25 protein-coding genes are annotated in these 23,040 nt (G+C 59.0%); 11 read left to right on the top strand and 14 right to left on the bottom strand.

Going from position 1 to position 23,040, the window contains the following annotated elements:
• Positions 1-7 precede the first annotated feature (7 nt).
• Both BM225_RS16115 and BM225_RS16110 read right to left on the bottom strand, forming a co-directional pair.
• The gene (locus BM225_RS16115; protein ID WP_092464964.1) at positions 8-2,257 is read right to left on the bottom strand and encodes a xanthine dehydrogenase family protein molybdopterin-binding subunit; all 2,250 of its coding nucleotides are present in this window, start codon (positions 2,255-2,257) and stop codon (positions 8-10) included.
• On the bottom strand, positions 2,257-2,724 hold the full coding sequence (locus BM225_RS16110; protein ID WP_092464999.1) for a (2Fe-2S)-binding protein: 468 nt from the start codon (positions 2,722-2,724) through the stop codon (positions 2,257-2,259). The genes BM225_RS16115 and BM225_RS16110 overlap by 1 nt, the downstream gene beginning before the upstream one ends.
• A gap of 277 nt (positions 2,725-3,001) precedes the next feature.
• On the opposite strand from BM225_RS16110, the gene atpD reads away from it, so the two are divergent.
• Genes atpD through BM225_RS16065 form a run of 9 tightly spaced genes read left to right on the top strand, consistent with a single transcriptional unit; the run spans position 3,002 to position 9,447 of the window.
• Positions 3,002-4,426, top strand: a complete 1,425-nt coding sequence (atpD, locus tag BM225_RS16105; RefSeq protein WP_092464963.1) for a F0F1 ATP synthase subunit beta — start codon at positions 3,002-3,004, stop codon at positions 4,424-4,426.
• Complete coding sequence (locus tag BM225_RS16100; RefSeq protein ID WP_092464962.1) at positions 4,426-4,875, top strand: F0F1 ATP synthase subunit epsilon; 450 nt, start codon at positions 4,426-4,428, stop codon at positions 4,873-4,875. The genes atpD and BM225_RS16100 overlap by 1 nt, the downstream gene beginning before the upstream one ends.
• Positions 4,876-5,151, top strand: a complete 276-nt coding sequence (locus BM225_RS16095; RefSeq protein ID WP_092464961.1) for an AtpZ/AtpI family protein — start codon at positions 4,876-4,878, stop codon at positions 5,149-5,151.
• Positions 5,148-5,426 carry an N-ATPase subunit AtpR gene (locus BM225_RS16090; RefSeq protein WP_092464960.1) on the top strand — a complete coding sequence of 93 codons (279 nt, stop codon included), beginning with the start codon at positions 5,148-5,150 and terminating at the stop codon, positions 5,424-5,426. The genes BM225_RS16095 and BM225_RS16090 overlap by 4 nt, the downstream gene beginning before the upstream one ends.
• Positions 5,426-6,124 (top strand): F0F1 ATP synthase subunit A, encoded by a 699-nt coding sequence (locus BM225_RS16085; protein ID WP_092464959.1) that lies wholly within the window; start codon positions 5,426-5,428, stop codon positions 6,122-6,124. Before BM225_RS16090 ends, BM225_RS16085 begins: the two co-directional genes overlap by 1 nt.
• The gene (locus tag BM225_RS16080) at positions 6,121-6,369 is read left to right on the top strand and encodes a F0F1 ATP synthase subunit C (protein ID WP_072703327.1); all 249 of its coding nucleotides are present in this window, start codon (positions 6,121-6,123) and stop codon (positions 6,367-6,369) included. Before BM225_RS16085 ends, BM225_RS16080 begins: the two co-directional genes overlap by 4 nt.
• A 12-nt stretch (positions 6,370-6,381) precedes the next feature.
• Positions 6,382-7,116 (top strand): F0F1 ATP synthase subunit B family protein, encoded by a 735-nt coding sequence (locus tag BM225_RS16075; protein WP_092464958.1) that lies wholly within the window; start codon positions 6,382-6,384, stop codon positions 7,114-7,116.
• Positions 7,109-8,617 carry a F0F1 ATP synthase subunit alpha gene (locus BM225_RS16070; protein ID WP_092464957.1) on the top strand — a complete coding sequence of 503 codons (1,509 nt, stop codon included), beginning with the start codon at positions 7,109-7,111 and terminating at the stop codon, positions 8,615-8,617. The genes BM225_RS16075 and BM225_RS16070 overlap by 8 nt, the downstream gene beginning before the upstream one ends.
• An 8-nt stretch (positions 8,618-8,625) precedes the next feature.
• Positions 8,626-9,447: a F0F1 ATP synthase subunit gamma gene (locus BM225_RS16065; protein WP_245780519.1), complete on the top strand. Its 822-nt coding sequence runs from the start codon at positions 8,626-8,628 to the stop codon at positions 9,445-9,447.
• On the opposite strand, the gene BM225_RS16060 is transcribed toward BM225_RS16065, so the two are convergent.
• Positions 9,444-10,424 (bottom strand): helix-turn-helix transcriptional regulator, encoded by a 981-nt coding sequence (locus tag BM225_RS16060; protein ID WP_092464955.1) that lies wholly within the window; start codon positions 10,422-10,424, stop codon positions 9,444-9,446. The two genes, BM225_RS16065 and BM225_RS16060, sit on opposite strands and share 4 nt — an antisense overlap.
• A gap of 86 nt (positions 10,425-10,510) precedes the next feature.
• On the opposite strand from BM225_RS16060, the gene cysD reads away from it, so the two are divergent.
• The gene (cysD, locus tag BM225_RS16055; protein WP_072703342.1) at positions 10,511-11,416 is read left to right on the top strand and encodes a sulfate adenylyltransferase subunit CysD; all 906 of its coding nucleotides are present in this window, start codon (positions 10,511-10,513) and stop codon (positions 11,414-11,416) included.
• Positions 11,417-11,459: 43 nt separating this feature from the next.
• Positions 11,460-13,361, top strand: coding sequence for a sulfate adenylyltransferase subunit CysN (cysN, locus tag BM225_RS16050; RefSeq protein ID WP_092464954.1), 1,902 nt, complete (start codon positions 11,460-11,462; stop codon positions 13,359-13,361).
• A 63-nt stretch (positions 13,362-13,424) separates the two neighbouring features.
• Here the strand turns inward: cysN and BM225_RS16045 are convergent, their stop codons facing one another.
• The 11 genes from BM225_RS16045 to folD all read right to left on the bottom strand — a co-directional run bounded on the left by BM225_RS16045 (position 13,425) and on the right by folD (position 23,040).
• A complete protein-coding gene (locus tag BM225_RS16045) occupies positions 13,425-13,808 on the bottom strand; it encodes a response regulator (protein ID WP_092464953.1) in 384 nt (127 codons plus the stop codon).
• Positions 13,809-14,143: 335 nt separating this feature from the next.
• Positions 14,144-14,458 (bottom strand): DMT family transporter, encoded by a 315-nt coding sequence (locus BM225_RS16040; protein WP_072703351.1) that lies wholly within the window; start codon positions 14,456-14,458, stop codon positions 14,144-14,146.
• A gap of 5 nt (positions 14,459-14,463) precedes the next feature.
• Entirely contained in the window at positions 14,464-15,504 is a 1,041-nt protein-coding gene (locus BM225_RS16035; protein WP_092464952.1) for a heme-dependent oxidative N-demethylase family protein, read from the bottom strand.
• An 8-nt stretch (positions 15,505-15,512) separates the two neighbouring features.
• A complete protein-coding gene (locus tag BM225_RS16030; protein ID WP_092464951.1) occupies positions 15,513-16,460 on the bottom strand; it encodes a PDR/VanB family oxidoreductase in 948 nt (315 codons plus the stop codon).
• On the bottom strand, positions 16,457-17,059 hold the full coding sequence (locus BM225_RS16025; RefSeq protein ID WP_072703360.1) for a dimethylamine monooxygenase subunit DmmA family protein: 603 nt from the start codon (positions 17,057-17,059) through the stop codon (positions 16,457-16,459). Before BM225_RS16025 ends, BM225_RS16030 begins: the two co-directional genes overlap by 4 nt.
• Before the next feature lie 72 nt (positions 17,060-17,131).
• A complete protein-coding gene (locus BM225_RS16020; protein WP_092464950.1) occupies positions 17,132-18,265 on the bottom strand; it encodes an aminomethyl transferase family protein in 1,134 nt (377 codons plus the stop codon).
• Between the two features lie 101 nt (positions 18,266-18,366).
• Positions 18,367-18,543, bottom strand: coding sequence for a hypothetical protein (locus BM225_RS21850; protein WP_177218640.1), 177 nt, complete (start codon positions 18,541-18,543; stop codon positions 18,367-18,369).
• Between the two features lie 27 nt (positions 18,544-18,570).
• The gene (locus BM225_RS16015; protein WP_072703366.1) at positions 18,571-19,950 is read right to left on the bottom strand and encodes an ammonium transporter; all 1,380 of its coding nucleotides are present in this window, start codon (positions 19,948-19,950) and stop codon (positions 18,571-18,573) included.
• A gap of 358 nt (positions 19,951-20,308) precedes the next feature.
• Positions 20,309-21,022 (bottom strand): FadR/GntR family transcriptional regulator, encoded by a 714-nt coding sequence (locus BM225_RS16010; RefSeq protein WP_072703370.1) that lies wholly within the window; start codon positions 21,020-21,022, stop codon positions 20,309-20,311.
• Positions 21,023-21,166: 144 nt separating this feature from the next.
• Positions 21,167-22,051, bottom strand: coding sequence for a formyltetrahydrofolate deformylase (gene purU / locus BM225_RS16005; RefSeq protein ID WP_092464949.1), 885 nt, complete (start codon positions 22,049-22,051; stop codon positions 21,167-21,169).
• Positions 22,052-22,122: 71 nt separating this feature from the next.
• A complete protein-coding gene (gene folD, locus BM225_RS16000; RefSeq protein ID WP_092464948.1) occupies positions 22,123-23,040 on the bottom strand; it encodes a bifunctional methylenetetrahydrofolate dehydrogenase/methenyltetrahydrofolate cyclohydrolase FolD in 918 nt (305 codons plus the stop codon).

Raw genomic sequence — 23,040 nt, 5'->3', positions numbered from 1 at the left:
GCGCCGACTAAACGAAATCGATATGGCGGTTCAGGGGCAATTCCCTGATCCGCTGCCCCGTCGCAGCAAAGATCGCATTGGCAAGCGCTGGTGCTGCAGGGGGCACACCCGGTTCTCCGATGCCACGAATGCGTGTGCCGTTGGTCAGGGCCTTCACTTTGACCTCGGGCACTTGGTACAGGCGCAGGCCGGTATTGGCGTAGAAGTTGTCCTGTTCTGGCGCGTGATCGGCGTAGGTCAGCTCGCAGTTCATCGCATGGCCAAGGCCAAAAAGGACGCTGCCAGTTATCTGCGCCTCTAGGTTCACAGGGTCCAAAACATCGCCCACATCTACGGCGACGTAGACGCGATCCAGTCGAATGCCCTCTTCGGTTTGCGTTACGTCCACGACTTGTGCACAGGGGACGCCAAAGGACATGCAGAACCCGACACCGCGCCCGTGGTTGTAGCCCAGATCAGGTCCGTCCCAGCCGCACATGTCGCCGACAGCCTCTAGCACTTTGCGCGAGGTGTCATCCATGCACAGCCGAGTACGCTCTGCCAGAGGATCAGCGCCTGCCGCATGGATCAATTCGTCTAGCAGACAATCGTGGAAAAACCCATTGCTCGACGCGCCAACTGACCGCCACGACGATATGGGCACCATGTCGGGTGCGCGGTATCCCGTGATGCGGTAATTCGGGATCGCAAAAGGTTGGTCCCATGATCCCGTTGTGATCGTCGCGTCCGGTCCGGGCAGGGTCATACCAGTCAGGCGATGCATCCAGCTTGGTGTCATCGCAGATTGCGCGACTGACAAATCCATGCTGATGACATGACCCAAATCCGTACGTCCGCGGCCCCTTGCGACAGCCGCGGGTCGTGGGTAGTCGTGGGTCATATCTTCTTCTCGGCTCCAGACCAGTTTGACGGGGGTGCCGCGCATCTCGATTGCGATTTCAATCGCTTGCTCAACGTGGGTCATCTCGAGCCGGTGACCAAAACTGCCGCCCATTGGTTGCACGTGGACGTGGACTTGCTCTTCGTCGAGCCCGGTCATCGATGCGGCTTTTTTACGGATGAACAGCGGAATTTGCGTGCCGACCCAGATGTCGCAGGCATCTTTGGTCAGATGAACCAGCGCGTTCATCGGCTCCATTGGGGCATGGGGCAAATAGGGGACGCGGTAAGTGACGTCGATCTCTGCGCCCTGTTCCAATGCGGCGTCGATGTTGCCGTCATCTCGTTGTCGGTGGTCAAATGCGTCATCGTCCCCAAGCGCGGCCTCGAGTGCCTCGAACATCCTATCTGAATTCTCGGGAAAGGGGGCTGGCCCCCACGTGATATCGAGCGCGTTTGCGCCTTGAAAGGCGCTCCATGTGTTATCCGAGATCACAGCGACCGCACTAGTGATCGGCAAAACTTGCTGCACCCCTGCAGTGGTGCGGGCCGCATCACTGTTCAGACGTGCAATGCCGCCACCAATACCGGGATTTGCGCGGACGGTTGCATACACCATGCCCTCCACGTTCAAGTCGATGCCATAGGTCTCTGTTCCGGTGCACTTGGCGACCATGTCCAGACGCTGCTGCGGCTTGCCCAATCGTGTCCATGTCGTCGCAGGCTTGAGCTCAACCTCTGTCACGGGATCCAACTGCGCGGCATCCGCAGCAAGGTCCGTGTACGGGATTACCGTCCCGTCCGGCAGTACCACCTGCCCGTTTTTCGTGGATACATCTGCACGCGCGACACCAAGCTTGCGTGCTGCGGCTTCTTTTAAGGTCTCTCGAGCGACGGCCCCTGCAGTCCTCAGTTTGTCATAGCTGTCGGGTACGGTCGAAGATCCGCCGGTGATTTGGACCTCGAACAGCTTGGCCGGGATCGACATAAAGGCCCGCGCGGTTTCGGCCATGGTGCTGCGGTCATACGCGGGGAAAGGAACGCCTTCGGCCAAAACAGCGGCGTTGTAATAGGCAGGGTCTGGTGCGCCCGGTGTGATCGTGGTTGTGGCCGGATCAATATCCAGCTCTTCGGCAATCAAGAGCGCTTGGATCGAATAGGCCCCCTGCCCCATATCCGCTCGCGGCGTGATCAGGGTAATCCCGTCCGGCGCAATCTTAATATAAGGTGTGATAGCAGCCTCGCCGTCCTGCAGATCGTCTAGCAAAGGGTTCGGGATCGACCGTTTGACCAAATAGGTGCCAAAGGCGACGCCGCCAGCAATTGCGGCGGACCCTATCAGAAACGTGCGGCGGGTCAGTGTGCGCAGCTTGCCCATCAGCGACCTCCAATCTTGGTAGTGGCGAGATGGATCGCGGCGCGGATGCGGGGGTAACTGGCGCAGCGGCACAGATTGCCGGACATCGCATCGTCGATCTCGGCGTCTGTTGGCACGGGGATGTCCTTCAGCAACGCCGCAGCCTGCATAATCTGCCCTGACTGGCAGTAGCCACACTGCGCGACCTGCATTTCGATCCAAGCCTCTTGGACTGGGTGCGGGGCGTCGGGCGTCCCCAGCCCCTCAATCGTTGTGATCTCGGCGCCTTCCAGATCATAAGCGCCAACTTGACAAGAGCGCACGGCCTCGCCGTTCAAATGAACGGTACAGGCGCCACATTGCGCGATCCCGCAGCCATATTTGGTGCCCGTCATGCCCAGAATGTCACGAAGGACCCAAAGCAACGGCATATCCTCGGGCACGTCCACCTGCTGCGGACGGCCGTTCACAGTGAAGCTTGCTTGCATGGCGGGCCTTTCTGTCTTGGTCTTGTAACGCAGATAATCAACGTTGCCGCCCATGCTAGTCGGACTTGGCGTCAAAAGGGCGAAGAAATTTCGAGCTCTAATCTTCTGTCCCGCCCCAAACACTCGAATTAGCTGCCTGTTTTCGTAGCATTGCACGGGATCGTGAACGTTTTCGGAGCGCCTGATCGGCTGACTCCGTGCGTGCCTTGATCAGGATCATGAAAACACGACGAACAGGGCGTTACCACCAAGGGGATTCATCTTCGGGACGACGCCCATGGAAGACCTTTTGCATAGCCAAGGACAGGTGGTTGCCGTACGCGGTGCGGTGGTGGACGTCGAATTCGCGGACGGTGACGTGCCCGCAATCAACGACGCATTGCTGGTCGCGCGAAATGACGGCGATCTGCTGCTGGAGGTTCAGGCGCAACTTGCGGATGGGATCGCACGGTGCATTGCCTTGCAGTCGACTTCGGGCCTGCGACGCGGCGCGCCGGTACGTACAGCGGGTGGCTCGATCGAGGTGCCCGTCGGCGAGGCCGTCTTGGGGCGGTTGCTCGACGTGACTGGTCGCGCGGGCGATAAACGCGCCCCGTTGCCGGCGAATGCTCCGCGCCGATCCATCCACCAGCCGGCAGCCGGTCTACAAAACCGCGGTGCTCCGTCAGAACTTTTTCACACAGGGATCAAGGTGATCGACCTGCTAACCCCCTTGGCTCAAGGGGGTAAGGCCGCAATGTTTGGCGGTGCGGGTGTGGGGAAGACCGTTCTAGTGATGGAACTGATCCATGCCATGGTCGCGGGCTATAACGGGATTTCCGTTTTTGCGGGGATTGGCGAGCGCTCTCGCGAAGGGCATGAAATGCTGCTTGAAATGACCGAGGCAGGCGTGCTGGACCGCACCGTTCTGGTCTACGGTCAGATGAATGAACCACCCGGCGCGCGTTGGCGGGTACCTATGACAGCACTGACCATTGCCGAGCATTTTCGCGACGTTGATCATCGAAATGTCCTATTGCTGATGGATAACGTTTTTCGCTTTGTTCAGGCAGGTGCCGAGGTGTCCGGTCTGCTGGGGCGCTTGCCTAGCCGCGTGGGCTATCAGCCGACCCTCGCGACCGAAGTCGCACAGCTGCAAGAGCGGATTGCCTCTGGTCCAGACGCCTCTGTCACCGCGATCGAAGCGGTCTATGTGCCTGCAGACGATTTCACAGATCCAGCCGTGATCGCGATTGCGGGCCATGTGGACTCGATGGTCGTCCTGTCGCGTGCGATGGCGGCAGATGGCATGTACCCTGCGGTTGATCCCATCGCATCCTCTTCGGTCTTGCTCGATCCGCTGATCGTCGGGGAAGAGCATGTCGCTGTGGCAAATGAAGTACGCAGCGCGATTGAGCATTACCGCGAACTACAGGACGTCATTTCCCTTCTCGGGATGGAGGAGTTGGGCCGAGAGGACCGTCAGATGGTTGAACGGGCCCGCCGCTTGCAGCGGTTTCTTACCCAGCCCTTCGCCGTAACCGAGGCAATGACCGGCATTGCAGGGCGTTCGGTCGCCTTGGCGGACACCATCGCAGGGTGCCGTGCTATTCTCGAAGGAGAGGCCGACGACTGGGACGAAGCCTCGCTCTATCTCATTGGCTCGTTGGACGAAGCCCGCGCCAAAGAAGAAACTGCCAGACAAGGCGGCAGGGCAGCGTGATGGGTTTGTCACTGTCCGTTACCACGCCCTTACACACGCTTGTGGCAGCACAGTCAGTCAGGTCCATCCGTGCCGAAGATCAGTCTGGCAGCTTTGGGATTCTAGCAGGTCACGTGGATTTTTTGACGGTGCTGCCAGCATCCGTTCTGCGATGGAAGACCGCCGAAGGCACCGAGCGATATTGCGCGATGCGCTCTGGGCTACTGCGCGTGACGGGCGGATTTGTTGTGGAGGTTGCCAGCCGCGAAGGGGTCCTCGGCGATGATCTAGAGGCGCTTTTGGCCCATGTGCGTGCCCTGCGCCAAGCCGAAGAAGACGAGGAGCGCCGCGCAAGGGTCGAGTCGATGCGGATGCAGACCCAAACCGTGCGCCAGATGATGCAGGTCTTTCACCCACAAAGACCTGCTGGACTGGATCATCCTCCGGCTATCACGACAGAGGGACGTTAGATGGCCGAGCAGCGCGATCAGATAGAGGACGCGACCCGCCGTGCCGCAGAACGCCAGCGGATTGGCGCAGAGGAGCCCGAGCCCTCGGTCGCGGCGCGACTGGGCCAGATCGGGGTGCTTGGGTGGCTGGTTGTCATGCCGATCCTGATTGGGATCGTCCTTGGCCGGTTGGTCGATCGCGTGGCGGAGAGCGGGATATTCTTTACCGCTCCCGCGATTTTCATTGGTGCAGGCATCGGCCTGCACGCAGCATGGAAGTGGATGCATAAGCAATGACGGAGCTCACAATGTTCATCGCGTTCGGCGGGCTGGCAGGGTTCATCCTAGGGCTCGCGCATTTCCTGAGCCTTTCGCGCGTCGTACAGATGCTGGTTGGCGGACCCGTCGGGTTAGGACTGGTCCTGCAACTTGTGCGCTTTGCAGTGCTTGGCGGCGCTCTTTATGGGATCGCGCAGCTCGGGCCGCTTCCGCTGTTGGCCGCGCTGGCTGGCGTTATTCTTGCCCGAGTGTTGGTCTTGCGCCGTAGTCGCCCCACCAATGAGGCGGTGTAATGGAGAACCCGCTGATCACGCAGCCGCTGTTCTATGTGGGCCCGGTCCCCATCACCTCGGCTGTGCTGGTGACCTGGGGGATCATGGCGTGTCTGACGGGATTCTCGGTCTGGATGTCAGGGCGGCTGCGGACCACCCCAGACGGTTTGCAATCCGCTGTGGAGTTGCTGGTCGACACAATCGATGGCCAAATCCGCGACACAATGAACCGCGATCCCGAACCATATCGCGCCCTGATCGGAACGATCTTTGTCTTTGTGCTGATATCGAACTGGTCCTCGCTGATCCCCGGGATAGAGCCGCCGACAGCGCACTTGGAAACGGACGCTGCGCTCGCCCTGATCGTCTTCGTTGCGACGGTGATCTACGGAGTGCAGGCCCAAGGCGTCAAAGACTACCTCGCCGGTTTTGCGGACCCAAGTTGGGTCATGATCCCGCTGAACATCGTAGAGCAAATCACGCGAACCTTTTCGTTGATCGTTCGTCTGTTCGGGAATGTCATGAGCGGCGTGTTTGTGATCGGCATCGTTTTATCTCTGGCGGGTCTGTTTTTGCCGATCCCGCTCATGGCCTTGGATCTGCTGACAGGAGCGGTTCAGGCCTACATCTTTGCGGTGCTTGCCACCGTTTTCATCGGTTCGGCGGTCGAAGGCGGACACGCCACCGCCAAGCCTGCGACCAAGGAGCCTACTCAATGACCAATGACCTTGTCCAAGCAGTCTCAATCCTCGCAGCGGCTTTGTCTGTGGGGTTCGGCGCACTCGGCCCTGCTCTGGCCGAAGGGCGCGCTGTCGCCGCCGCCATGGAGGCGATCGCCCGCCAGCCCGAAGCCGCGGGGACCCTGAGCCGGACTTTGTTCGTAGGTTTGGCCATGATCGAAACCACAGCGATTTATGCGCTGGTCGTGGCGCTGCTGGTTCTCTTCGCCAATCCCTTTGTTTGAACGGGGGCTTGAATGAGCATCGATTGGTGGGCGCTGGGGCTACAGGCCATCAACGCACTAGTTCTGGTGTGGATTTTGGCGCGCTACCTGTTCCGTCCCGTCTCGGCCATCATCGCAGAACGTAAAGACGCGGCGCAGGCCGAATTGCGCCGCGCCGCGCAGGCGATGGAAAAAGCCGAAGCCGCAAAGTCCGCGGCCGATGCAGAGCGCGCTGCGTTCGCGCGCGAGCTATCTGATCTACAGGACAAGGCGCAATACGAGGCCGAGGAGATCAAGCGTCAAATGCGCCTTAGTGCCGAGCAGGAGGCAGCGCAGATCAGACAGGATGCCGCCAAAGCGGTCGATCAGATGCAAAAAGACGCGCGTCACCAAATGGGAGAGGAGGCGGCGACTTTAGCTGTGCAGATTGCGAGGAAACTACTGACCCGTCTGCCCCAAGAAGCTCAGGTTTCAGAATTTTCCACGGGTTTGGCCGAAGCTCTGGCTGCTTTGCCAGATGCTACACGGTCCCGCATCGGCGCAAAGGGCCCTGTTGCAGTCCGCGCTCCGCGTGCATTGACTCCAGAGGAAACGGCCAAGCTGCGGGGCGACATCTCTGGTGCGCTAGAACGCGATGTTCAGGTCGCGATCACTGTAGATCCATCGTTAATTGCTGGCTTCGAGCTGGATGCGCAGACGGCGAAAGTGCGCAATCATCTGGCGGCCGATCTGATGCAAATAAAAGAGGAGCTTGTGCGTCATGCCTGAACCAGCGCTCCCCAAGGGATGGCTCGAAAAGAACTCCCGAATTGTAGACCGAGCCGAGCTTGGGCCGCGAGCTTCACCGGTTGGGTGCATCCTGCGGCTGGCGGACGGAATCGCGCAGATCGCTGGACTGCCGGATGCGCCTCTGGGCGCTCTGTTGGAATGCGAGAATGGCGCGTTCGCATTCGCGCACAGTCTGGATCGCGACGGGATCAATGCGGTGTTCTTGGACGAAGGAACAACCGTTTCTGTCGGCGACCGCGTGACCGACACCGGAGACGTTCTGCGTGTACCGGTCGGAGAGGCTCTGCTGGGCCGCGTTGTTGATCCGTTGGGGCGTCCGTTGGACGGCGGACCAGATATCGCTGGCGCAGACCATTGGCCGGTCGAGCGACCTGCCCCCACGATCATTGAGCGTGACTTGGTGTCTGAACCGCTTGAAACCGGCGTTCTAGTTATGGACAGCCTGTTTGCCTTGGGGCGCGGGCAACGAGAGCTGATCGTGGGAGATCACGCGACGGGGAAAACCTCTCTCGCGGTCGACGCGATCATCAATCAAAAGTATTCGGACTTGATTTGCGTATATGTCGCGGTAGGCCAGCGGGCCTCGGCGGTAGAGCGCGTCATTGACGCTGTCCGCACTCACGGAGACCCGTCGCGCTGCATTTTCGTCGTCGGTAGCGCCGCCGCGACACCCGGCATGCAGTGGATCGCGCCCTTTGCGGGTATGACGATGGCCGAGTATTTTCGCGATAATGGCCAGAATGCGCTGATTGTGATTGATGATCTGACCCGCCACGCTGCGACCCACCGCGAATTGGCGCTATTGACCCGTGAGCCGCCGGGCCGCGAAGCGTATCCGGGGGATGTCTTCTACCTGCACGCGCGCCTGCTGGAGCGGGCCGCCAAACTATCGCCGGAACTTGGTGGCGGATCGCTCACAGCGCTGCCCATTGCGCAAACAGATGCGGGGAACTTATCGGCATACATCCCGACCAATCTGATTTCGATTACCGACGGGCAGATCGTTCTGAACAGCCACCTGTTTTCTGCCAGCCAACGGCCTGCGGTGGATGTCGGTCTGTCTGTCAGTCGTGTCGGGGGTAAAGCGCAGAACAAAGCCTTGCGATCTGTCGCAGGGCGTGTGCGGCTAGACTACGCGCAGTTCCAAGAACTTGAGATGTTCACGCGGTTTGGCGGCATCTCGAACGAGCGAGTCAAAGCGCAGATCACCCGAGGCGCGCGTATTCGGTCCTTGTTGGTGCAGCCGCGCTATTCGGGATTGCGTCAGGTCGATCAAGTTGCTTTGCTCGCGGCCCTCGCAGATGGTTTGCTCGATCAGGTCGACGAGGCGCTGATCCCCCTGCTGAGGGAACGGTTGCCCGCACGGCTCGGTAACGGGATTGAACTGGGAACTGGCCCGCTTGGAGCAGATCAGCGCGCAGAGTTGATCGCTGTGGTCGAGGCGTTGATAAATGAGTTGCAAGTGGAGCGCGCGACTTGAGTGGGCGCTTGGCCGATATCACCGCTCGGATCGACACGGTTCACAAGCTAGAGTCGGTAATCAAGGCCATGCGCGGGATTGCCGCCTCTCGTGTGCAAGAGGCGAACCAGCATTTGCAGAGCGTGAGGAGCTACGCCGCGACAATCGGCACAGGGATTTCACAGGTGCTTGCGCGCGTTCCGCCGGCGGACGAGCGCCCTAACGGAGAGGGTCACGCGGTTGTCGTGTTTGCAGCGGAGCAGGGTTTTGCAGGGGGCTTTTCGGACCGCGTGTTTGATCATGTGGCCCGTCAGTTCGATGCCAAAGACACTCTTTTTGTGGTGGGCGACCGTGGTGTGTCCGAGGCCGTCGAACGAGGATGGCCACTGGGGTGGCAGGCCCCAATGGTGTCGCAACCTGCGTTAGCGCTGGGTTTGGCCACGCGTTTGACGGATGTACTGTTTGAAAGACTGGCGGCTGGTGCTTTTGGATCGATCTCAGTTGTCCATGCTGCGCCCGCGGCCGGAGGCGCGGATATTCATGTTGATCGCTTGGTGCCCTTTGATTTTGACCGGTTTCCCGCGGCTGATGACGGGGATGCATTGTTTTCACTGTCCCCCACGGTCATGCTCGAAAGCTTGGTGCAAGAATACGTGTTTGCTCAATTGGCCGAGGCGGCACTTCTGTCTTTTGCCGCAGAAAATGAAGCGCGGATGCGTGCAATGATCGCCGCTCAGGATAATACGGCAGAGACGTTGGCGCAGATGGTCGCCACATCCCGCCAGTTGCGGCAAGAAGAGATTACCGAAGAAATTCTGGAGCTGGCTGTGTCGGGACTTGCGCAGAGTTAACCGAGCGTGATACCGCTGGTCAAAACTCGGCGCAGCAGGCCGGTTTGTCCCTGAACGCTCATGCGAGCAAAGATCGCTTTGGAGCACGAACGCGCGGTTTCATCCGTCCAGCCCAAGACCTTGGCCGCCGACTTCAGGCTATGCCCGTCGCAAATGAGTGCCGCGAGCCGCCCTTCGCTGCGGTTCAGGCCGAAATGTTGGGCAAAAGCCTCGGCCGGTAGGGCTGCGTGATCCGGCGTCTCTCTGAGCCGCACGAGGATTTCAGCGTCCCGCCTTTGCAGGGTCAGCTCGGTGCCAACATCCGCCGTGAATATGACAGTTGCGGTTCCTTGGGTCGCGCAGGTCGCAAACGCCGTCCGAAACCGCAACGCCATCTCTGGGTCGGCAAACTCAAGCCGAAGTCGCTCGGAAATCCGCATGTTCCTGAAGGCGCGGAGAGCGTCGATATTGGGCGACATCGACTGAATATTGCCAGTTAGATCAGTGATCACCCAGCCTGCCCCCAAACTGGCAAGTAGGTGCTCTGATTGATTGGCCTGCCCCCTCTCGGCAGTCAGTCTTGCCCATGTAGACAGACACTGGCCTAGGAACGGCGAAACAGTCGTCAAAAACTGGCGGTCTGGACTGCGAAAGTCGCGCCGGTGCGCCTCGCGCGAGATGCACAAACTGGCGGTAGCGCCGCTGTCTGCGCGCACCTTTACCATCCGAAAAAAACCGTCGAGCGTTCGTGTGGTCGTAAGGTCCTCTTGCCCATAAACGCGGTCAAAGCGGAGAGAGGGCATCAGATCCTGCAGCGCAAGGCAGTCCACCCCGATAGACCATGTCTGCGCGGTGCCGCGAACGGGCTGGAACTGCAGCATGGCGCCGTCAGCTTGCGTAAAGTCGCGCAGAGGGGTCAGGAAATCCTGCCATCCCGCGCCAGTACTGGCCGAGAAAAGGCTTTGAATCAAAGATGTTTGATCGTCGACATACTGCATTGCAGCAGAATACCCCCCATTTGGGGGGTTCGCCAGCGTTTTCCCAAAGCTAAGTAGGTTTCAGCGATTAAAGAGATGATTCGAGTATGACCCAGAAAACATTGACGCACCTTCAGCGCCTCGAAGCAGAAAGCATTCACATTCTGCGCGAGGTCGTGGCCGAGGCCGAAAACCCCGTAATGCTCTATTCGGTTGGTAAGGACAGCGCAGTAATGCTGCACCTCGCCAAGAAGGCGTTCTACCCAGCTCCCCCGCCCTTCCCGCTGCTGCACGTGGACACCACTTGGAAGTTCCAAGACATGTACAAGCTGCGCGACAAAGCGGCCAAGGATGCGGGCATGGAGCTGCTCGTTCATCGCAACCCCGAAGCCGCTGAGCGTGGCATCAACCCGTTCGACCACGGCGCCCTGCACACCGACATGTGGAAGACCGAGGGCCTGAAGCAGGCGCTGGACAAATTCGGTTTCGACGTGGCCTTTGGTGGCGCGCGCCGCGACGAAGAGAAATCCCGTGCCAAAGAGCGCGTGTTCTCGTTCCGCTCGGCCAACCACCGCTGGGACCCCAAAAACCAGCGTCCCGAACTGTGGAACCTGTACAACGCGCGCAAAGCCAAGGGCGAAAGCGTTCGTGTGTTCCCGATCTCGAACTGGACCGAACTGGACATCTGGCAGTACATCCACCTCGAAGGCATCGAAATCGTGCCGCTGTACTTCTCGGCGCCCCGCCCGACTGTTGAGCGTGACGGCCTGCTGATCATGGTCGATGACGACCGCTTCCCGCTGCAGGACGGCGAGACCCCGCAAATGCGTTCTGTCCGCTTCCGCACCTTGGGCTGCTACCCGCTGACCGGCGCTGTGGAAAGCGAAGCAAAAACCCTGCCCGAAGTGATTCAGGAAATGCTCCTGACCACCACCTCGGAACGTCAGGGTCGTGCGATCGACCACGATCAGGCCGCCTCGATGGAGAAGAAGAAGCAGGAAGGCTACTTCTAAGCCCCGCTTCTTCGGTCCCTTCACGCCAGTACGGAATTTATAAATGACTGATCCTATTTACAAAACAGACGCCCTGATCGCCGAAGACATCGACGCGTATCTCGAGGCGCACCAGCACAAGACCATGCTGCGTTTCATCACCTGTGGTTCGGTGGACGACGGCAAATCGACCCTGATCGGCCGTCTGCTGTACGACAGCAAGATGATCTTTGAAGACCAGCTTGCCACGCTTGAAGCCGACTCCAAGCGCGTTGGTACACAGGGCGGCAACATCGACTTCGCTCTGCTGGTCGACGGTCTGGCCGCCGAGCGCGAGCAAGGCATCACCATCGACGTGGCCTATCGTTTCTTCGCGACCGAGAAGCGCAAGTTCATCGTCGCCGACACCCCCGGTCACGAGCAGTACACCCGCAACATGGTGACTGGCGCGTCGACCGCTGATCTGGCCGTGATCCTGATCGACGCCCGCAAAGGCGTGTTGACCCAGACCCGTCGTCACAGTTACCTCGTGCAGCTGCTGGGCATCAAGAACGTGGTTCTGGCCGTCAACAAGATGGACCTCGTCGACTACGATCAAGCGACTTACGACGCGATCATCGAAGACTACACCAACTTTGCGCGCAGCATTGGCATCGAAGAATTCGTCGCGATCCCGATCTCTGGTCTGGCGGGCGACAACATCGCCGCGCACAGCGATACGATGCCGTGGTACACCGGCCCTGCCCTGCTGCCCCACCTCGAAGAGGTTGAGATCAGCAACACGGTTGAGCAGGAACAGCCCTTCTCGATGCCTGTGCAGTGGGTGAACCGTCCCAACCTCGACTTCCGCGGCTTTGCGGGTCTGGTTGCAACCGGCTCGATCCGCCCCGGAGACTCGGTGCGTGTTCTGCCGTCGGGCAAAACCTCGGAAGTGGCGCGTATTGTTAGCCTCGAAGGCGATCGCGATCTGGCGGTTGCGGGCGAGTCCGTGACTCTGACCCTGAAGGACGAGATCGACTGTTCGCGCGGTCAGGTTATCGTTGCGGCGCAGGCTCCGTTGGAAGTCGCTGACCAGTTCGAATCCACCATCGTTTGGATGGACGAGCATGAAATGGTCCCCGGTCGCGCCTATTGGATGAAGATCGGCACCCAGACCGTGTCGGCCACCATTCAGCACCCCAAGTACGAAGTGAACGTTAACACCCAAGAGCACCTGGCCGCGAAAACGCTGGACCTGAACGCGATTGGCGTGGCGAACATCACTCTGGACCGCGAAATCCCCTTTGACGCATATGACAACAACCACGCGCTGGGTGGCTTCATCCTGATCGATAAAATCACCAATGCTACTGTTGCGGCTGGCCTGATTAACTTTGCTCTGCGTCGTTCGACCAACGTCCACTGGCAGGCGACTGACATCGACCGTGCCGATCACGCCGCAATGAAGAACCAGAAGCCCGCAGTTGTGTGGCTGACCGGTCTGTCGGGCTCGGGCAAGTCGACCATCGGCAACATCCTAGAGAAGAAGCTGGCGCGCATGAACCGTCACACCTTCCTTTTGGATGGGGACAATGTGCGTCACGGCCTGAACAAGGATCTTGGCTTCACCGAGGCGGACCGGATCGAAAACATCCGCCGCGTGGGCGAAGTGGCCAAACTGATGACTGACGCAGGTCTGATCGTCATCACAGCCTTCATCTCGCCCTTCCGGTCCGAGCGTGACATGGTCCGCAGCATGATGCAGCCCGGCGAGTTCGTCGAAGTCTTTGTCGACACTCCTTTGGAAGTTGCCGAAGAGCGTGACGTCAAAGGTTTGTACGCCAAGGCGCGTTCGGGTCAGCTGAAGAACTTCACCGGCATCGACTCGCCCTACGAGGCGCCGTTCAATGCCGAGATCCGCATCGACACCACGGCGATGAGCCCCGAAGAAGCGGCTGACGCGATCATCGATCGCCTGATCCCGTAAGTTCGGTTCAGCTCAGAAACAAAAAGCCCCGCGTCATCTGGCGCGGGGTTTTCTATGTGCAGATCAGATAGCTTGTTGGCTGAAGGTCGTGTCGGCGAAATCCTGTAAGCGTGTCTCGAGTTGTGAGACGATCACCGGCTTCTGCATCACATCTTCGCCCATGCAAAAGTCGATGGCGGCCGCTTTGTGTGCGGACAGAAACATGAACCGTATTCCGCGGGCGCGCAGGGCAGCAGCGATGGCCTCGCTTGTTTCTCCGCGGCCAAGGTTTACGTCGAGAATGGCAAAGTCGATGTCCTCGGATTCTGCCAGTGCGACGCCGTTGGCGCGCTTGCTGGCGGGGCCGACAACATTATGGCCCCACCCTTCGACCATCTCGGCGAGGTCCATCGCCACGATTGGTTCGTCCTCTACGATGAGAACCCGAAGGGCTTTTTGATCCGTCATGTTTGTCTCACACACACTATTTCTCAGTAATGGAACGACGTTAGTGCATCATATGTTCCGCTACCTACCGAAAAATATTCAAGAAGTCATAGATGTATACGAGATAGCGCTTTTGCAGATGTGTTGTATGTGTATTTTTTAGCTAATTGTCGGCAGATGTTTCAGCTTGGGATTTGGATAATGCTATGAAAAGAAATGGATAAAATTTGTGGCTGGCTGCCAAGCTAGCCTCTGGACTGTAACCATTTCTTTTCGCGCAGTGGGGGCTCTAGCCCAAAGAAAAGGCAGCCGGCCCTGCGGCGCCGAGGCCAACTGCGTAACGAGATTAGCCGGGGTCAGGTCCCCAATTTCATCAAGGTAATACCACAAACAATCATTGCACCCGCGGCAAGTCGGACCGGCGAGAGATCCTCTCCGAACAAGATGATCCCCGCGATAAACGCACCGACAGCCCCGATCCCGCTCCAGACCATGTAAGAGGTGCCAAGCGGCAAGGTCTTGGTCGCTATCGCGAGCAAGCCAAAAGAGCCGAGCATCGTCACGATCGTCAGGACACTTGGCCAGAAACGGGTGAAGCCCATTGAGGATTTCATCGCCGTGGCCCACACGATCTCGAGCAGGCCCGCGAAGAACAGGATGAACCACGCCATCCGGATCAGTCCGGGAAGATGCCAGCCGAAGTGGGCGCGCCATCATCGAACTGCGATAGGTAAGACACGATGGTCTCTTGGTTCACGGCAAAGCCTTTGTAGTCCGCGAGGTCAGGGTCAATGTCGCGCAAGACGCGGTGCAGGCGGCGGCCCCACTTTGGCACGGTCGCCAGATCCTGAAGGCTGCACAGATAGCACCGGATCGGAAAGGCAAGTGCGTTTGAACGCGGCAACCGCCAGAACGTCTGTAGTTCCACCCGCAGGAATTGCTTGGCCCCCACGTTTTCGGGGGTGATTGTCCGCTTTTCAGGGCCCCATTTGTGGTAGTTTTCTGGACTGGTATCCAGACGCGGGTTCACGGTCATGGTCCAGTTTAGGCGGCGGTAGGATTGCTCTTGGTCGACTGCCAGCAGAAACTTGAGCGCTTTGTCGAACACCCCCATCTTGCGGGCTTTGGGTACCGGCGCGTGCCATTCAAAGAAGTTCATGCCCACATCGAAATCCAGAGACCAGTCAGCTTGGCTGGTAATCATGCCCGCATCCAGCCAGAGGTTGCCCTCGCGTTCGTGTAGCAGGGCAAAATCTCCTTGGGCTTGTCGCGTGATGTATTCCATCGGGCCGCAAGGCAGCGTGGTCGGGTCAAGGAAGGTGAACTTCTTGTCGATCCCTAGGGGTTTGTTGATCCAGTGCCACTGGTTCCCGTCGCGGGTCAGCGTGAAAAGGTCGGGATAATCACGGGCCTTGGACACCATGATTAGTTCGAGCAAATCCCAGCCCGCCAATTCCATGTGCGGCAGAGACTGACAACGCATGGGGTCTTCGGCCAGCGTGATCTCGCGGTCTTTCATTTCGGACACGTAATGTTCGTCCACATCGAATGCGAATTCAAATGGGGAGCCTTTGGGCCCGCCCGGATGGCGCTCGATATTGACCGAGTACATGTAGCTGTCCTGATCGAACGGGAACGGGAAGCGCTGAACAGCAGCAGGCGAATTAAAATAGGTGTAGTCGCCGCGGAAAGTCTCTTCGTTAAATTGGAAGGTCATGGCAGTCCTCAGAGATCGAGTTCGAGCCGCGTGCCTTTGAAACGCGACATGCAGGGCATGATTTTGGTCTGCTCGGCGCGCTCGTCGTCGCTGAGCCAGTGGTCGTGGTGCAGGATGCGCCCTTCGCAAGAGGTCACGCTGGTTTCACAGCGTCCGCAGGCGCCGCCGCGGCAGGAATAGTCAATCTCAATTCCGGCCGCTTCGAGTGCTTCGAGCAGGCTTTGATCGGCTTTGACGCGGACCTTCTGCCCGGTCGAGGCGATGGTGACCTCGAACGGCTCGCCTGGTGGGGGGGCGGTGAACGCCTCGGAATGGACCGAGGATGTGGGCCAATTCAGGCGTGCGGCTTGGTCGGCGACTGCCTTGATCAGGCCGTCTGGGCCACAGGTGTAGACATGGGTGCCAAGAGGCTGGCCGTCCAAAATCTCTCCCAAATCCATCCGTTTTCCTTCTTCGGAGATATGGATGTGGATGTGCGCAGCCTCCGGCAACATGGCTAGGCCCGCGGCCTCTTTGCGGGACCGTGCGGCGTAGTGCAGCTCAAAAGGCGCTTGGGCTAGGTCCAACTGGCGCAGTTGCGACAGGAAGGGCGTGATGCCAATGCCGCCCGCGATCAGAATGTGTTTCTTGGCGCGCAGGTCCAATTGGAACAGGTTCTTGGGCGCGGACACTGTGATCAAGTCGCCCTCGCTGACTTTTTCGTGCATGTAGCGCGATCCGCCGCGGCCGGTGTCCTCTCGGCGTACCGCGATTTCGTAGCCAGATCCGTCATACGGGTCCGACACCAGAGAATAGGAATTGCGGCGGATCAGCTCGCCTTCGGGCATTTCAACGGTGATGTGGGCGCCGCCTGAAAAGAGGGGCAATGCCGAGCCATCGGGGTGTTCAAAGCGGAAGCGCTTGACCAGCGGGGACAGTTGCTGGGTTTCGGTGACCTCGAGCGTCAATTTGTTCATGGACGGATCTCCACGCTGTCTGGGACGACGCCAGGCGTTTCCGCGTCCACGCAAACCCCTTGGAATGCGCCAAGGCGCCGCGAGAAGTGATCGCGCACAAACAACGTCAGCCCGCAATGAGAGCAGGTGAACGGGTCAGTGGTCACGTTGTCTGTGATGCCTTTGCAGTGCACGCATTGCATACGGCGCGCGATGGTGCCGCGATGTTCCATCTGAATGGCATCCAGCGGCAGCCCCTCGGCGGTGGCAAGGGCGGACATGTGGCCCATCAGGCCCTCGGACCCGGCCAGAAACAGTTGGGTGCCCATCCGCGCAGTTCCAAGCAGTTGTTTTAGCATTGGGCCCGCGGCATCAAGATCTGGGGTGACGTGAACGGCCAAGGGGCGCAGCGACTGAATCTGGCTGGGGCCTTCGGCGGTGGGGGCCACAAGAACCACATGGGCCTTGTCCATGACCGAACTGTCAGACGCGGCTAAATCCGCGAGCGCGGCGGCACCTGCGGCGTCCGCGACCATAATTGCAGGCGCGGCACCATGAGATGTCAGAGGGGCATAGGTCGGTCGGCTTTCGATCGATGGAGAGAATTCTGTCATAGACATAGCGAACGAATTTCCTGTTGGACGGTCAGTGTGGGGGCGCAAGGCGCGCCCCCGCGGTGACGGGATGGGCGCTTAGCCTTTGGCAGTGCGCCGCTTTTTGTCGACGTCGTAGAAGGGCATCGGATGCGCGATGGCGGGCACGTCTGTTTCGCCGACCTTGACGGTCAGGGCGGTGCCATCGACCGCGCAGTCGACGGGCATCCGTGCGATGCCGACGTTGTGGCCGTTCAATTCGGAGTACATGCCGATTGTCACCACGCCGACTTCCTTGCCATCTTTGAGCAAGGGCGCGCCTTCGGGGGCAGGCTCGGTGCCCTCAAGTTTCACGCCATATACTTTGAAGCGCTCTTTGCCTTTCAAGCGGTAATGCTCTTCGGCGCCGCAGAAGCCGGTTTTGCCGGGCGAGACTGTGAAATCGAGCCCCAGTTCCCACAGGGTGTCGCCAGCAGCCTCTTCCTCGAAGGGGTACATTTCCGAGTTGTCGTAAGGGAAGAAGAGCAGGTAGCTTTCGGCCCGCAACCAATCGAGCGTAGTAAAGCGGGTCGGGATGATGCCCATCTCGACGCCCTCGGTCACGATGGTGTCCCAGATCTCGGGGGCATCTTGACGGCGGCAGAAAATTTCGTAGCCGCGCTCACCAGTGTATCCAGTGCGCGAAATCATGACCGGTTTGCCAAATAGTGTGGTCTGGATATGGCTGAAATAGACCACATCGCGAATGCCAGGCACGTGCTTTTCCAGATAGTCGACGGCCAAAGGCCCCTGAAGCGAAATGTCGTGCAGGTCGTCGTCGAACATGATCACGCAGTTGCGGCCCGCCGCAAATTTGGTCAGCTGCTCGTGGCCCGAGCCAGAGCCATGCACGACCATAAAGCTGTGCGGCCCCATGCGGTAGATCACGCAGTCGTCGATGAACTTGCCCGCTTCGTTCAGCATAGTCGCATAGGTCGACCGGCCGGGCTTTAGCTTCTCAATATTGCGGGTCGTGGCTTTGTCGATCACGTATTGTGCGTGCGGGCCAGAGATGTGGACCTTTTTCAGGCCCGAGACATCCATGACGCCAGCTTTGGTGCGGATCGCCAGATATTCTTCGGTCTGATCTTTGTCATAGGTCCACGCGGTGCCCATGCCGCTCCAGTCTTCGAGATCGGAGCCCATGGCGCGGTGCCGGTCCGCCAATGCGGAAAATCTCCATGATGCGATCATTGTGTTCGTCCTTACGGGTCAGTCAGTGTGGTGTTGGATGGGGGTGCGCTGGCGGCGGGACCGTGCCGCCAGCGCCGGACCAAAGCGGCCCGTCAAAGGGCTCAGCCCTTCTTTTCGGTTGCCTTGTAGGCATGCTCTTCGTGGCGCCAGCCGAACACGATCGCGACGACAACAAGCACGAGGCAGAGCAAGAGCCAGAAGCCTTCGGCCGATCCGTAGCCTGTGTAGATGGCGCCGGTGACACCGTCCCAGGTGGTCATGTCAAACGGAGATTCCATTGCGTATTCCTTTCAGATGACAGGGGGTCACTCGGCGGGGCTGACCGACGGGTGCAGAGCTTCGGGATAGGCAGAGGCAGGGACTTTGACCGCGTCCAGACCCAGCACTTCGGCTTCGGCGGGGACGCGCAGCTGGCCTGTGACCTTCAGGATCCACGAGGCAACGTAACCAGGAACAAAGCCAAGCAGACCCATAACGATCGCGCCAACCAACTGGCCGATGAACGATGTGGTGATCACGTCCTCGCCAAACAGGGCTGGGTAGCCTTGGGCTGCGATGCCGACGGCCAGCAGGCCCCACATGCCAAGGAAACCGTGGACGGCAAATGCGCCAACCGCATCGTCGATGCCGCGACGTTCGACGAACGACGCCACAAATGGCATGGCGCAGGCGCCGATGAAGCCGATGGCAAAGGCCATAGGCGGGTACCACAGGTCAAGACCCGCCGCACAAGAGATGATGCCGCCAAGCGCACCGGACATCATCCAGAACGGATCACGCGTAACCATCCATGCCCCGATGATGCCACCAGCAAAGCCCATCAAGGTGTTGAAGGTCATGCCCGAGATGGTCATGGGCGTGCCGTAGATGGTGGCTTCGATGGTATCGCCCCACGACCATGCTTCGCCGGGAACGATGACGCAGCCCATGAGGAAGCCCCAGAAGCCCGCGATGATCAGCATCAGGCCGATCAAGGTCATAGGCATTGAGTGGCCCGCGATGTGGTTTGCGGAACCGTCCGCATTGAACTTGCCGATCCGCGGCCCGAGGTTCATCAGAACGCCAAGGGTAAAGAAGCCCGCGATCATGTGCACAACACCCGCCGCGCCAAAGTCGTGGTAGCCCCACTGGGTGACCAGCCAACCGTCAGAGTGCCAGCCCCATGCGCCTGCCAGAATCCAGACGAACGAGCCCAGAATGATGGCCAGCACAACAAAGCCGGTGAGCTTGATGCGCTCGATGACGCCGCCGGACATGATCGACGCGGTGGTTGCGGCGAACAGGACGAATGCGCCCCAGAAAACGCCCGATGAGCGATCGTCCAAATTGGGGCCCATATATTGGCTCCACGGCAAGGCGATCTCGTTGGCATAGGCCAATCCGGAAATGCCCATTGCGCCTTCGCTGAGGGTCAGACCTGTGGGGAAGGCCCAGTAGATCCACCAGCCGACAAAGTAGAAGAAGGGGATGATCATCGCGAACGCGAGAATGTTCTTGATGCCAGAGGCCAGCGCGTTTTTCGACCGCGATGCGCCCATTTCATAAGCGAGGAACCCGGCATGGATCAGGACCATGAGCGGGATCGTCAGATAGTAGAATGTTTCGGCAAAGGTGCCGTTGGTGGCGGCCGCCTTGTCCGTCAGCTCCGCGACAGCGGCAGCCAGAGATGCGAGATCTTGTTCCAATGCGTTATCCTCGTCCTGTTAGACTTGCGAAGAGTCTGCGAGCGGACCGGATTGGCTCAAACCAATTTTATGGAATGGTCCCTCGACAGGACCAAGTGAACGGTGAAAATCACCTTGGGATAAACTTTTTTCGTGGTAGGAAATATTTTTGACGGACAGGTCTGTTAAAACCCAAGCATCGGCCTCATCTTTGATGAAGTTTTAGGCGGGCTCTTGACGGTTTTTGACGTCCGTTCGCGCTATCGTGTACAAGCGAGGATGGGCCGCGCGGGTGAATCACCTGCGCGATCTGGGCTCTTTGGGCTAAGATAAGAGGCGTTGGACTGGTTCGGAGCTGCCGTTGGACCGGTTGAACCAATCAGTCCTCTTGCAGCAAAAGCCTTTGATCTTCTATCAAAGCGAGCTTCATGAATTCGCTGGCCTCTTCGATGTCGCGGGCAGCGATGGCATTGAACAGGCCATTATAGCCGCGCTGGTAGATGGCCAGACGCATGGGCGTCAGGTGACGACGATACATCGCTGCGCGGAATGACTGACGCCGTGCATCCAAGACCAGATTGTAACAGGCCACAAGCAATGGGTTGCCGGTGCCTTCGGCCAGCAATCTGTGGAACTCCTCTTCCAAGCGGACAAAGGCTGTGGCGTCGGTCTGGACCTTTTCCATTTTGGACAAGACTACGGACAGGGCCTCAATTTGCTTGGGCGACATGTTCACAATGGCCAATCGGACCATCTCGGGCTCGATGATCCCGCGCATCACCTGCAATTGCAGTGGGCCAGTTTCAGCGGCCACGGGGGACAGAGTCTTGCCTTCGATATTCGGGTCATACGTGACAAACGAACCGGACCCAGGACGACGGCGGATCATGCCGCGGCTTTCCAAGTGGTCTAGGGCTTCGCGCACGGTGTTTCGTGCAACACCCAATTCCTGCGCCAACTGACGTTCCGAAGGAAGACGCTCTTCTGTCGCGTATTCCTGCGTGGCGATCCGCGTCGAGAGCGTTTCAATAACGTATTTGACGGTTGCCCCCGGAAGGTAGGCCCCATCCGCTGGCGTCGAAGGGTTCTGCAAAGTCGGTCCTTGGTAAAGGCATGAAACAAGGACCGACTTTAAGGTGTTGTGACGTGATTGGTCCAGAGCCCTCGAGCCAATCGCGCACACGAAAAGAGGCCCGGCGAACTGCCGAGCCTCTCAAAACTGGATGCGTTGCGCGTCTTAGCCCATTTTTTCCGAGGTGTAGGAGCTGGGAGAGGCCGGAACGACGACAGTTTTATTGCCATTCAGGAAAACGCGATGGTGGGCGTGGGCATGCACAGCACGTGCAAGCACCTGCGCTTCGACATCACGGCCAAGCGACACATAGTCTGCGGGCGACTGCGCATGGGTTACGCGAACGATGTCCTGCTCGATGATCGGACCTTCGTCCAGATCGGCGGTCACATAGTGAGAGGTCGCTCCGATCAATTTCACGCCGCGGGCATAAGCTTGTTTATAGGGGTTTGCGCCCTTGAATGACGGTAAGAACGAGTGATGGATGTTGATAATCCGTCCCGACATCTTTTCGCACATCTCATCCGACAGGATCTGCATATAGCGGGCCAACACGATCAGGTCTGCCTCTGCATCCTCGACCACCTTCATGATGGCAGCTTCGGCCTCTGGTTTGTTGTCTTTGGTCACCTTGATGCAATGGAACGGAATGTCGGCGTTCACGACAGCCTTTTGGTAATCCATGTGGTTCGAGATCACTGCGACCACCTCAATCGGCAGAGCACCAATGCGGACACGGTAGAGCAAATCGTTCAGGCAGTGGCCAAAGCGACTGACCATGATAACGACTTTCATCTTCTCGGCTTCGTTGTGGAAGGCTGCCTGCATTCCGAATTTCTCGACCACGGGAGCAAAGGCTGCTTCCAATTCCTCCAGCGTCGCGCCGGTTTCAGAGGCAAAGCCGACGCGCATAAAGAACTGGCTGGTGTCCATGTCATCGAACTGCGAGCAGTCGGTGATGTTGCATCCGTGCTCGGCCAAGAAAGTGGAAATCGCGGCCACGATGCCGCGGCTGGTGTCACAGGTGACGGTGAGGCAATATTTCGACATGACATACTCCGAGTTGGCAGCGCGCTGCGGGGCGCGCCCTATCTGTTTGTTTTTTGTGTGAAAGATGGGGATTAGGCGGTTAGGCCTTGGGGCTCTGGCAAACCGTTTGCACGGCAGCATGCCGTCACGGTGTTGGCCAAAAGGCAGGCGATGGTCATCGGGCCGACGCCGCCGGGGACAGGTGTGATTGCTGCAGCGATCTGAACAGCGCTGTCAAAGTCGACGTCGCCCACGAGGCGGGTTTTGACGGTGCCATCCTCGCGCAGTCCCTTTTCAGGGGCATCAATGCGGTTAATGCCGACGTCGATCACAGTCGCTCCAGATTTGATCCAGTCGCCCTTGATCATCTCCGGACGTCCGACCGCAGCGACGAGAATATCGGCAGAGCGGCACAGCGCCTCAATCCCTTTGGTGCGGGAATGCGCTATGGTGACCGTGCAGCTATCTCCTAGCAGCAGTTGCGCCATCGGTTTGCCTACGATGTTCGAGCGGCCTACCACGACCGCATTCAAGCCGGACAGAGATCCAAGGTGATCGCGAAGCAACATCAGGCAACCCAGCGGCGTGCAGGGCACCATCGCCTTTTGTCCCGTTCCCAGCAGGCCAACATTCGATATGTGGAAGCCATCAACATCCTTGGCGGGTTCAATTGCATTGATCACGAGATCCGCATTCATATGGCCCGGCAAAGGGAGTTGCACCAGAATGCCGTGCACAGCCGGATCATTGTTCAGCTGGTCAATCAGGGCCAGCAGATCGGCTTCGGAAGTCTCGGCAGGCAGACGGTGTTCAAAGGATTGCATGCCGGTTTCGACGGTTTGCCGCGCTTTGTTTCGAACATAAACCTCGCTCGCAGGGTCTTCGCCGACCAGAACTACGGCCAAGCCGGGGGTAATCCCGTGCGTTTCCTTCAGTCCGCTGACGTGTTCAGAAACTTTGCTGCGAAGGGTCGCGGCAAAGGCTTTGCCGTCCAGAAGTGTGGCGCTCAT

This window comes from Donghicola eburneus, assembly GCF_900115865.1.
GTDB classification, from domain to species: domain Bacteria; phylum Pseudomonadota; class Alphaproteobacteria; order Rhodobacterales; family Rhodobacteraceae; genus Donghicola; species Donghicola eburneus.
The sequence above is the reverse complement of the archived record's forward strand: the minus strand, read 5'-3'. Positions and strand labels throughout refer to the sequence as shown.